The sequence below is a fragment of the Acidobacteriota bacterium genome (assembly GCA_040754075.1).
Taxonomy (GTDB): Bacteria; Acidobacteriota; Blastocatellia; order UBA7656; family UBA7656; genus JBFMDH01.
Map to the genome: position 1 here is coordinate 1 of JBFMDH010000029.1, position 11524 is coordinate 11524.

Genomic DNA, 11524 nt, shown 5'->3' on the forward strand with positions numbered 1-11524 from the left:
TGAACAGTTTCTGGAGATGATTATTTCAAAGTTAGCTCTGGAGCCAAGTTTGATAAAAAATCATCCTGAATACGATTCGTTACGAAATTATGCGGTTATTGCCGCTTAGTTTTGTCCGAACCATTGAATAACTCGAAACGGAGTTTATTATCTAACGCATTTTTCTCTGCGTTACTACCTACTTTGAATCTATCACCAACAGGCTCAAAAAGCTCTTCATCAATAACACGAGCCATTACCTCATTAAAAAAATCAATTGGAATAATCATATCTGATGGCCATCCAGATATCTCGAAGGCATCCTTCAATGTGAATGTTCCTTGGGCAGTCAATTGATTAACTGCCGCCTGCATGGCAGCAATGACTATGTTTACGCGTTTGTCCTCAAAATCATCTTGTTTAGCCAAATTATTAAAAACAAAAAAACCTGGTGCCGCAGCATCCTTGCCCAAAGGAGATTGGGAAACTTTTGCAATCTGTTCACTAATACTAATGGACTCTCTTTGTGGAATAAAATAGCTTGTTTGTCGAATGACTTTTATGAGATTTTTATGATCGCCTTCTCTATTATCGTATGGAATAACTCTAATTCTATATTTTTCGAGAAATTCACGTATTTGGTCATTTGTCGGGTCGGGAGCAATCCAACAAATAGGCTGAATTACTCCTGCGCCCACTTTAGCAACTTCAAGAACATGCTTAATATTATTATCAGTTAATGAATGTCCGATTATTATTATTCGATTATCATGAAAAACATGAGTCATTTTCTGTCGCCAATATTCCCAATCACGACTAAGCAAAATCTCTTGATATTGAGATTCTGTAAGAATTAAGCCTTTTTCCGATCTTAAATCTCCATGAAGTTTAACAATAATCCCTCTTGTATCTGGTAAAAGGTATTTCATATGGTCTTCAGAATTAGAATGGGATATATAGACTTCATTAATATGGGTTAAATGACGTTGAATTTCATCGTCGTAATTTGTAGTTAAATAGACTGCAATAGGCCATTCAGAAATTAATTTATAAATCTCACTTGAGGAAGTTGATTTTAAATTATCTGAAAGAATTTGAAGAAGTCGATGACCTCCAAGGATTTTCTTAGCTTCTTCAAAAACTTTTGGGTATTCATTTTTTTTGAAGTGGACTTCAATTTTCTTATGATTTGTTCCTACTGATTCAATTTTAACCGTGTCGATAGCAATGGAGGCAAGTTCTGACCAAGAAGGATACCCCATTTCAATAGAAGGGCCAGACCCTATGAATAGCCAAGCCTTACCTGATTTAATATAATCTATTAAAAATTCATCCATGAACTACTCCTTTTAAGTTTGTAGGTGGAAAGTAAAAAACCAAAGCAAAAGTCTTCTATTGATTATTGATAATGAAACTAAATCAGACCGCAAGAGATTGGTACACTGACCAGATGACGTTAGATACCGATGTAACCCCGGTTTTTTGGACTTTTTTTGAACAATCCGTCAGGAGTCATCTGCACCTATCTCATAAGCTTCGATTTAGAGTGGCTGGAGAAGATTATTAAAGTAGTATTAATTTAGCAAGAAAATATAATCTGGTCTTTACTTATCATATAAAAAGAAGAAGTTCGTTATTTTATAATAATTTTCTTGGGATATGGATATATATCACTGCTAAAACTCGCAATGATATTGCAGTTATGAAGTAACCCAATCCCGCACATAAAAGCCGTTGTAATAATGGCAGATGCACCGACGGTTTTATAACAACCTAAGCCCACTTCAACATCAGCCGCGCTCGTGACTTGGGTGCCAGCCTCTCTCCAATCGCTCTCAGCATTCGGAACCTGAGATGCGCCGTTGTTCGAGTCATAAGTGTGAAAGACCGCGCCGCTTTGTTGACGATGTAACTGCCGTTCACAGAACCCGCGATGCGCGCCCCCAGATAACTGAAATGGTTTGTATGCCGATAGCGAATTGTTCACGCTGATTCATACAAACACATCGAAATCGCCGCTCAACATCTGATAGATAAACTGCCTGTTTGATACAAAGCGTGTCGCCTACTTTAATGTCCGCATCGCTTCTTGCCCGCATCTTTGCGCTGATGCTGACCTTCGCGCCGCTCGTCATCAGGGCTTTTCGTATGCCGGTTTTCAACACGGGCAAACACATCAGGACAATCACAATGTCCGGAGTGCTTGCCCGGATGCGAGTAATTTATCAATGGTTATTTGGTTCGCGAGATTTCATAGATGGTGGTCGTGCCGCTCACTTCATTGGCAGTGACCAGCAACGGTTTATTTGTCGGGCTATCGCTTGCCGGAACGAAAATCAAACCTTCCGGCGCTAAATCTTTCGCGGTGCCGGCGGCAGGATTGCCCGTGAAATCGCGGTTATTGACGTATTGTACGAAGCGCGGCGCGTAAGGGTCGGTTATGTCATAAACCATGATGCCGCCGATGCGCTCCAGCCCGATGAATGCATAGGCGCGTCCGTACAGTTCGCCTAAAGTTACGCCTTCCGGTTCCGGTCCTTTGTTATCGCTGCGCGTATCGAATGAACTGTTGCTGTCATTGCTGGAATTAAACCCGCCGGGGTTAGATTGAGCGGTAATCTGTTCAAACTGGTCGCCGCTATTGAACACCAACTCGCCGGAGGTTTTTCTGATTGAAAATGAGCGACCACCGAAGACATACAATTTATCGTAATCGCCATCGCCGTCCGTATCGCCGTTTGCGGCGGTGACGGTCAAGCGTCCAAGTTGCGCATTGCCTTTGAGGGTTGCCGCATCTGGAAAAGCCGTCGGGTCAAGCGTCAAGGTAGAAACTCTTCTTTCTTCATTGAAGCCCGGATAATCGCGGCTATCGCCTTCATCGGCGGTAATCAAATAGGTCTGCCCGCGATACCTGAAAGTCGCGATGGCATCTGGTTGATACATTCCCAAGACCGGCCAATTGGCAATGTTGATGCGCCCGCTATTGCTCGCGCCATCGCGGTCACTGGCATCCAAAGCGTTGCCGATAACTGCGTGGTCTTTGAATCCAAGCCCGATAAGCGATGAAAATTCGCCCTGTTCAATATCGAGTACGCCGATGGCGTTGCCCTCTTGAAGCGTCACCCAGGCGGTTTTTGAATCATGCGAAACGGCGATGTATTCCGGTTCCAAATCCTGAGCGACGCTGGCATTCGGTCCAAAGATGCGGATACTGGAATCGAGATTGGCAAGCGCAAATTGCCCAAAGCCTGCCGTAACGACATCGCTTTGCGTGACGCTGCCAATTCCTCGCTTGATGTCAATAATACTCACGGAGCCTTCCGGGTCTAGGCTTCCTGCAACATTATAACTATTTGGCTCGCCTTCGTTGGCAACTAAAACTTTCTTGCCGTCCGGTGTGAAGGTCAACATATCCGGGAGCGCGCCAACGCTTACGGCATTCTGAAAATTGCCGTTGGTATCAAAGAAAACCACTTTGCCCGGATCGGTCTTGACGATTGCTTCAACCGCCACTGCAACCTTGCCTTTGTGGATGGCGACGCTGTTTGCCTGACGACCGTATGGCGAAAGGTTGATTGAGGAGACAAAAAAAGGCGAGGACGGATCGTGGATGTCAACGACATCAATCGTCGAAGTTGCGCCATTCACAATAAACAGGCGTTGCGTCTGTGGGTCGTGTTCGACGATTTCAGCGCCTCCCGCATTGAATACGCCTGCGGCATATGACCCGATGGGTTGAATCGAAATATCCCGTGGTCGCGAAGCGGAGGTAAATGAACACGATAAAATCAGAGCAAAAATCAGCAGTGCAATCAAATGGGCTTTGGGAGCAAGTAGAATTTTCACGAATGATCTCCTTACAAGATTGAAATTTATTGATGCCGTTGATCAGCCGTCAGACACCCCGGCAGATTTACCGGACACGAGTGCAAAATTAGTTTCGGGACTTTATCAACTCGATGTGACGTTGAAAGAAACAAAGTCTTAACTTCATGTAAAATTCAAGGCAGCGTATTTCGCATTGATGAGTTGATGACAGGCGTTAGCTGCTGAGAAATTAAGACCGGTGACCAGAAATCCAATCTACCGTCAGGAAATGCCTCTTTGTTACACTTTGCTCACCAAACCTTTTCTTTATATTTAGGAAGCCGTCATCTGAATTTAACACCCATCGTTTATGCTCAGGCTTACGACAGGCAATCACGCAGGAATCTAAATCAACTTTTGCGGAGGATAAACGGTGAGCAAACCTTCCAGAATTCGTGTGCTTGAAAAAGGTGTGGTCAATGGCTTTCGCACAGGCGTTTCGCTTCATTGTCACACCCAGCATTCAAAAGAAGTTTTAGATTTTATTCCCTATTACGCTGAACGCATTCCGCTAATCGCAAGCCATTATCGCGTTGCTTGCGCGCGTTACCGGCAACTGAATGGAAAAGCGATGAATTTTGCGGATGCCTATTGGACGCCGCCTCTGGCAGCGCGAAAGGTTTATGAACTGGAAAAAGAGCAAATCGAAAATCTGCTGGATGCGCGGGCGCTCATTTCAATTACCGATCACGATACCATCGAATCGGCAACCCGCCTGCACGCCCTTGAGGAATACAAAACCATCCCGGTTTCACTCGAATGGACGGTTCCTTTCGGTGAGGCTTATGTGCATCTTGGGGTTCATAACTTGCCGCCTGAGTTTGCCACTCAAATCATGAATGCGCTTGCCGATTATACGGCAAATCCGCTTGCTGAACGACTCGGCGAACTGCTTGCCATGCTCAATGATTTGCCAACCGTGCTCATGGTTTTCAATCATCCGTTTTGGGACATCGAATGTATCGGGCAAGAGCGCCACAACATTTTGATGAAAGCTTTTCTGATCGAACATGGACGACAGATTCACGCTTTAGAGATTAATGGATTTCGCCCGTCACTGGAAAACTCGCAAACCATCAAACTGGCAGAGCAGTGGGGGTATCCGGTGATTTCCGGTGGCGACCGTCACGGCTGTGCCGCCAATACCACGCTCAATCTGACGAACGCTTTGAACTTCGATGAATTTGTTGATGAAATCCGCCGCGATAAACACAGTGAAATTTTGCTGACCGCTCATCACCAGGAGAATGTGTATTTGAGAATGCTCGAAGCCGCAAGCGATGTTGTGCGTTATTACGCCGATCACCCGCTTGGGCGTCGCCATTGGACGGAGCGGGTTTTCATTAAAGGCGACAGCGGCGACCGCCCGCTTTCTTATTACTGGAAAGATGGCGAACCGGCTTGGGTGAAACTGCCTTTATGGATGATGCGAATTCTGGGCAGCCGACGCCTGCGACCGGCAATGCGTCTGGTGATGAATCGCAGCGAGGAGGTGGCATTTTGAGAACTTACCCGCGTGTGGCGTTTTTTACCGACTCTTATCACGAAACCAACGGCGTAGCCCATACCAGTCGCCGATTCGAGGATTTTGCGCGGCAGGAAAAGCTACCCTTTCTTTGTGTTCGCGCCGCGACTTCAACGGACGTTGAGCGGTCGGGTTCGATCACGGCGTTGAATTTAAACAGAAGCCGCCTGGGATTTGGTCTCGAACATGATATGCGATTCGATTTTCTGATGTGGCGACATCTGCAACTGGCGCGGCAAATCACCGGCGATTTCCAAGCCGATTTGATTCATATCACTGGACCAAGCGACATCTGTCAACTCGGCGCGCGAATCGCTTTTCTGCTGCGGATTCCCTTAGCGATTTCCTGGCATACCAATCTCCATGAATACGCCGGTAAACGGTTGGACAAGTTATTCCGGTTTTTACCCATCAGGCGACGCCAAGCTTTATCCGGTTGGGGAGAAGCGAACTCGTTAAAGGCGATTCTCAAATTTTATCGACTGGGGCGCTTGTTGTTTGCGCCAAACGAAGAGTTGGTTGACCTGCTCAGACAAGAGGTTGATAGACCAACTTATTTAATGCGGCGCGGCGTCAACACAGAGATTTTCAATCCCCGCCACCGCACGATCACTGATGGATTAACGCGCATCGGGTATGTCGGCAGGCTTTCTGCGGAAAAGAATGTGCGCTTTTTAGCCGAGTTAGAACAAACTTTGCTGGACGCGGGAAAGCGGGATTTTCGTTTTGTGATTGTCGGGGATGGCAGCGAACGCACCTGGCTTGAAAACCATTTACGCTTTGCCGAGTTTACCGGCATTTTGCACGGCAAATCGCTATCGAGAGCTTATGCCAATATGGATGTCTTCGTTTTTCCTTCAAAAACCGATACCTTTGGCAACGTGATTCTGGAAGCTCAGGCATCGGGCGTGCCGGTGATTGTCACTGCGGAAGGAGGACCCAAATTTCTGGTCAATCAAAATACCAACGGCTTCATCGCTCGTGAAGAACAGGCGTTTAAAAACTTTTTGCTTCACCTGCTATCCGCGCCACATTTGCGCGAACAGATGAGCGCCGCCGCCAGACAATTCGCCTGTTGCGCATCGTGGAATAAAGTTTTTGAAACCGTTTACGACGCCTATGACTTGTGCTTACAACATCGAGGTTACACAAAAGCGCAGAAGCAAATGGTTGCTGCGCATTTCAATTCAGCACGCAATTGAGATGGTGCGACTCAGTCTTTGACGAAATTTCTTTTGCGTGCTGAATCCTTGCGATATTGAACAGGTAAATCTAAACCATGACCCCAGAGCAGGAATTGCCACCTCCGTTTGCTTCGTCAGGTGTCGGCACAGTGCTTTCGCGGGTGATTCGCCACCCTTTATATTTTTTAATTCGTCGTTGGAATTGGAAATCGGCGCTGTTGAGTTGCATCTTGCGTGGCTCAATTTTTTTCATTACGAATTTATCAGCCGGGTTTGCTCTGGCAAGTACCGCGATGCTGGTGGAAGCCTCGTTCATTCCGATTACCGCCGGATTCTATGGCGCAATCGTTCAGGCGTTTCGCAAAGCCAAACCGGAATGGGCAGCCACCTTGACCGTCATGGGGTTATTGCCAACCATCAACCATTTGCTTGAGTTGCTGATTCACACGGCTGCCGCCACTCCCAGACTGAAGCTCAGCATTTTGACTTCCATCACCTTTTCAGCGATTTCTGCGGCATTCAATATTTTTGTGATGCGGCGCGGCGTGTTGCTTGTCGGGAAACATCAACAGCCTTTGAGCAACGATTTACGACAACTGCCGCGAATGCTTCTCAGTTTTCTCTTCTATGTGCCGGTAAAAACAGCGCGCTGGTGGCTGGAGAGAATTAAAAAGCCTGCGGTATCTTCGACTCAACCGTTTACCTAATGAACAACTCTCTGGTTCTGGCTAATTTATGTCATCGAAAAATGCGCACCGCGCTAACCGCTGCCGGAGTCGCGCTCGGCATTACCTTGATGGTGTTGACTGCCGGATTAATCAACGGATTCGTCAATTCGCAAGGCAAGCGCAATTCGGCAGTGACGGCTGAATTGATGATGCGCCCGGCAAACAGCAAATTAGGATTGGGGTTTGAACCCACTTCGACGCTTTCGCTGCCGCTGGCATTGGTTGAAGAAATCCGCACGCTTGAGGGCATCGCCGAGGCGATTCCCGTCGGACAATATCTGCAAGACACCGATTTAATCGAAGGAATCAATTATGCAGCCTTCACCAAAGTTTCCGATATGCGGGTGGTCGAAGGCGAACCGGTCGAACGCGGCAATGAAATAATGATTGATCGCACCGTAGAAAAACTCCGCAACCTGAAGGTGAGCGATGAAATGCAGGTGTTCGGAAAACCGTTTCGAGTCGTCGGCATTTATGAACCGGAATCTTTAGGAAGATTCAAGATTCCGCTTTCGACCATGCAGGCTAATTTAAATCGCCCGTTTCTTTGTTCAATGATTTTGATTAAAGTGCAAGACCCGAATCAACAAGACCGGATGGCAGCGCGCCTCAGAGCGCGATTTCCTGACTACAGTTTTGTGCTAACCAAAGATTTGCCGGCTTTATTTGCCCGGGGCACACCGGCTTTGCGGGTTTTCAAAAATGTCGTGGTGAGTCTGGCAGTGCTTATCAGTTCGCTGGTGATGCTGCTTGGCATGTACACGACCATTAAAGAGCGGACGAAGTTGATTGGCATATTAAAGAGCCTCGGCGCATCGAAATTCTGGATTGTCAGTGAAGTTGAAAAAGAGGCAATGTTAATCAGCCTTTTGGGTATAGGCGTCGGATTCGGTTTGTCATTCGCAGGCAAGGTATTTATTCAAAAATTCACTCCGCTGAGAATCGAGTTTGAAACCGTTTGGTATCTCTATGCCTTCCTTTGCGGCACACTTTCGGGCATTCTTGGCTCGCTTTATCCTGCCTTACAGGCTGCGCATCAAGACCCGGTAAAAGCTCTCAGTTATGAATGATGCTTCAACGGATGAAGCGCTTCGGCGATGACCGCAAAACTCGTCACCAACCTCTTCATTACAACTCTGCTTTTATTTTTTTGTCGAGCGTACAAGCGGTTTCGACCTGCAAATATAAATCGAATATTCGTTGGGCGCAGTGCTGGATTTCGTCATCGGTTGGTTGGTGGTTTTTAATGTGCAGCAGCAGGTCGTGCAAACGGTCATATTCTTCCTCTAGCTCAAAGGGAATATGCGGGCCACCGAGCGGATTACTGATTAAGGTAAAATAAGGGAGCGAATCGATCAGCCGTTCACTGAGCGGCAAATCCATAATTAAAATCCGCATGACCTGGGTGAGTTTTTCCAACCCATAGCTATACTTGAACATGAAATTTCCTCAATGATACCGCGAGCGCGAACCTTACCCCTGCACTTCCGAAACCGCCAATTACTATTGGCAAATCCACAATCTTCACTTTAAAAAAGCAATTCCGAATCAACGTTAGAGCGACTTGCAAAATGATTTCCGGCGCGCCCTTTTTTTAAATGGCTATCTGAAGTCAGCAGAAAAATCCGGCAATCGCGGATAAGCAAACTGCCGAGGTCAACAGGCTCGTCAAAACGTTGTGTCCATTTCTGGATTCGAGCGATAAGCGATACCCGACATTGATCATGCTTTCAATCTTTACGCAGTAAGGCGCAAGCTCTCTGCGCAAGCGATGAATGTGAACGCGCAGGCTTCGGGCATTAAAGACGGCACCGCTTCCCCAGGCGTAATGCCATAGCTCTTCTGATTTGACCGTTCGCTCGGCGCTTTTCGCCAGACGCGAGACAATCAAAAATTCTTTACGCGGCAAAGAAATTACTTTGCCCTTATAGGCAATGTAATAACTCGCGTGTTCAATCCGTAAACAGCCGTCATCGTAAAGCTCAGCGTTGTTGATGACCCGGTTATAAGTCAGCAACTCGCCTGAAAGAGCCGTGTCCAATGCCATAAATCTTTTCCTCTACCTTTTCATCAAGCCTGAATGTCTGCTAAACCGGCAAATACAAAATCACCCAACAAAAGCTGACCATTAACCCGCCGACCAGTAAGCCGCTCAACAAGACCTGTAAAATTTGTCGCCGCATCATGGGGTCGGGCTTGATCATCACAGTCAATCCATTACGAAACTGATAAGCTTGTACTTGCCATCCATCTCCAGAAGTGAGCCAAAAAGTCGCAGTTCCTGTTGTTTTCCGGTTTCATCGCGAACTGTTATCAGTGACGCTTTGTGAATTCGATAGGTTGAATAGGTGTCTTGTCCTTTGGCAAAGCGCAAAGCAACGAATGCATATTTTTTTCCCTGATGTTGGGGATACATTTTATAAAAACCGCCATCGCTTTTCAGGGTTGCCTGTTGCCAGACAAAATCACAGGTGACATTGGGCAACCTGCTCGACGGCAATTCCGGGAAGAGATAATTACAGAATTCATCTTTGGTGATGCGCATCGCCTTGAGGGCTTCAAGGTCTTGGCGGGCAAGCGCGTTTAACAAGTTGCGGCAAAGCGCTTCCGGGCTGGTCTCGGCGTTTGCCAGGATTCGCCTAGCGGATTGACTCGTTGCAGGAACGGTTTCCGGTTCAGGCTTTCTCGCCGCTAAAACGGCGCGCGCCTCTTCGCGGGCTTTTTCAATTTGTTTATCGCGTTCGACATTCGTGGTCACTGCCAGATTGTCCTGCGCGCTCATCGGTTCCCGGTTCGCCTTGCAAGCCGTCACCAGAATTGCCAGGCAAAATAAAAAGATAAACCCGCAGGCTGTCGGTTGAGCGACAGCCTTACGGTTAATGGGAGTTGCGATTAGCGGGTGTAAACCCATTTTGTCCATCCTGCTGTCCAATCTGTGGTGGCATCAAAAGCGCCTACATAATTCGCCGTCGTAAAGAACGGGTCGTTGGCAAAACCGGCAGCCACGTTTGCCGCATTGAGCGCAGGCGAGGTTGGCAGGGGTCTGAAATCCGGTGCCGTGAGGTTGAACGGGTCACGCAATTGCGGGTCAAGTTGAACAATCTTGTGATCCTGCGCCATAGCGTTCAACATATCGGCGGTTTGTCCCGCGAAGTTTGCCGGTGTAGCCAGCGCGTTGCCGTTGAAATTGAAAATGAAACCATTGAACGACAATGCGCCATTATTTAACTGGGTGAAAGTTGCGGCATCACGAACTTCGAGACCGACGTTTTTAAATCCGGTGACGATGAAGTTCCGCAAATCGCCAGCCGTTCCTCTGCGAATCACCATCCCGTGACGGCTGCCGGGTCCGGTTGCGGGCGAACCCACCAGGGTGATATTGGCAAACTTGGGCGCGGCGCGCGGCAGAAAATCAAAACCATTTTCGTTGTTGTCCGCTTCGATGCCGGTATCGCCGGTATCGGAACGTTGCTGCACGACACCGAATTGCACTTTGCCAGTCCAACCGAATGTCCAGTCAAAATTGTCATCATCCGCGCCGGTGGCAACCAGATGTTTAGCGTTGGCGGTGCCGCCAAACCACTCGAAAGCATCATCGCCGCCCCAAGCCGATTGAATGAAATCGAACTCTCCGGCGTTGCCCACACCTTGAAAGGCAAGACAATTCAATTCGTTGTCAGGGCTGATAGCAAAGCCGCCATATTCGATGCGCACATATTTCATGATGCCGGAGTTATCTGCCGGGTCGTTGCCGCCGTAAGCGCCGGTGCCGCCTTCGCCTTGTGCGGTGCCTCCGGGCACATTAATCGGCGCGCGTCCGCTGATAATCAATCCGCCCCAATCACCACGTGCCCGCTGCCCTTCTTTGTTGACGCTGCTAAACACGATGGGAGCATCAGCAGTTCCTTCGGCGATAATTTGTGCGCCTTGCCGGATGACCAGGAAAGAACCTTCTGTACCGAGAATGGTCGTTCCGGGTTTAACAACCAGTTTGTTGTTGATGAACACACCGCCAACCAGAATGTAGGTGTTCTTGGCTTTTAACTTTAATTTGCCGCTGATTTCACCTTCGAGAACCACCGTAGCGGCTCTGGAAGTCGAACTCAAACCGAGCACGGTGACGAAAGCTGCTGCCAGAAGCATGGCTTTGCCTAGTGATGGTCTAATCATGTCTATTCTCCTTAAATTTATATTTAAAAGTTCTCCTGTCCTTGCAGGCAGGTCGCCGGAATCGCAAATCC

The 11524-nt window shown here is 47.7% G+C and carries 11 protein-coding genes; 4 read left to right on the forward strand and 7 right to left on the reverse strand.

Translation table 11 applies throughout. The annotated features are described in order from the left end of the window. Positions 1 to 95 precede the first annotated feature (95 nt). The 3 genes from AB1757_24230 to AB1757_24240 form a co-directional block, all read right to left on the reverse strand. On the reverse strand, positions 96 to 1316 hold the full coding sequence (locus tag AB1757_24230; protein ID MEW6130166.1) for an SIR2 family protein: 1221 nt from the start codon (positions 1314 to 1316) through the stop codon (positions 96 to 98). Between the two features lie 582 nt (positions 1317 to 1898). Then, on the reverse strand, positions 1899 to 2168 hold the full coding sequence (locus AB1757_24235; protein ID MEW6130167.1) for a hypothetical protein: 270 nt from the start codon (positions 2166 to 2168) through the stop codon (positions 1899 to 1901). A 43-nt stretch (positions 2169 to 2211) separates the two neighbouring features. Beyond that, a complete protein-coding gene (locus AB1757_24240; GenBank protein MEW6130168.1) occupies positions 2212 to 3825 on the reverse strand; it encodes a choice-of-anchor I family protein in 1614 nt (537 codons plus the stop codon). 394 nt (positions 3826 to 4219) lie between these two features. Between AB1757_24240 and AB1757_24245 the strand changes: the two genes are divergently transcribed. The 4 genes from AB1757_24245 to AB1757_24260 all read left to right on the forward strand — a co-directional run bounded on the left by AB1757_24245 (position 4220) and on the right by AB1757_24260 (position 8353). After that, a complete protein-coding gene (locus AB1757_24245) occupies positions 4220 to 5350 on the forward strand; it encodes a hypothetical protein (protein MEW6130169.1) in 1131 nt (376 codons plus the stop codon). Next, complete coding sequence (locus AB1757_24250) at positions 5266 to 6573, forward strand: glycosyltransferase (protein MEW6130170.1); 1308 nt, start codon at positions 5266 to 5268, stop codon at positions 6571 to 6573. Before AB1757_24245 ends, AB1757_24250 begins: the two co-directional genes overlap by 85 nt. A 77-nt stretch (positions 6574 to 6650) precedes the next feature. Beyond that, positions 6651 to 7262, forward strand: a complete 612-nt coding sequence (locus AB1757_24255) for a hypothetical protein (protein ID MEW6130171.1) — start codon at positions 6651 to 6653, stop codon at positions 7260 to 7262. Then, a complete protein-coding gene (locus AB1757_24260; GenBank protein MEW6130172.1) occupies positions 7262 to 8353 on the forward strand; it encodes an ABC transporter permease in 1092 nt (363 codons plus the stop codon). Before AB1757_24255 ends, AB1757_24260 begins: the two co-directional genes overlap by 1 nt. A 58-nt stretch (positions 8354 to 8411) precedes the next feature. Here AB1757_24260 and AB1757_24265 read toward each other — a convergent pair whose 3' ends face one another. The 4 genes from AB1757_24265 to AB1757_24280 all read right to left on the reverse strand — a co-directional run bounded on the left by AB1757_24265 (position 8412) and on the right by AB1757_24280 (position 11453). Continuing rightward, positions 8412 to 8723 carry a hypothetical protein gene (locus tag AB1757_24265; GenBank protein MEW6130173.1) on the reverse strand — a complete coding sequence of 104 codons (312 nt, stop codon included), beginning with the start codon at positions 8721 to 8723 and terminating at the stop codon, positions 8412 to 8414. A 172-nt stretch (positions 8724 to 8895) separates the two neighbouring features. Further along, positions 8896 to 9330, reverse strand: coding sequence for a helix-turn-helix domain-containing protein (locus tag AB1757_24270; protein MEW6130174.1), 435 nt, complete (start codon positions 9328 to 9330; stop codon positions 8896 to 8898). 162 nt (positions 9331 to 9492) lie between these two features. Beyond that, the gene (locus tag AB1757_24275) at positions 9493 to 10194 is read right to left on the reverse strand and encodes a hypothetical protein (protein ID MEW6130175.1); all 702 of its coding nucleotides are present in this window, start codon (positions 10192 to 10194) and stop codon (positions 9493 to 9495) included. After that, on the reverse strand, positions 10176 to 11453 hold the full coding sequence (locus tag AB1757_24280) for a hypothetical protein (GenBank protein MEW6130176.1): 1278 nt from the start codon (positions 11451 to 11453) through the stop codon (positions 10176 to 10178). The genes AB1757_24275 and AB1757_24280 overlap by 19 nt, the downstream gene beginning before the upstream one ends. Positions 11454 to 11524: the final 71 nt, after the last annotated feature.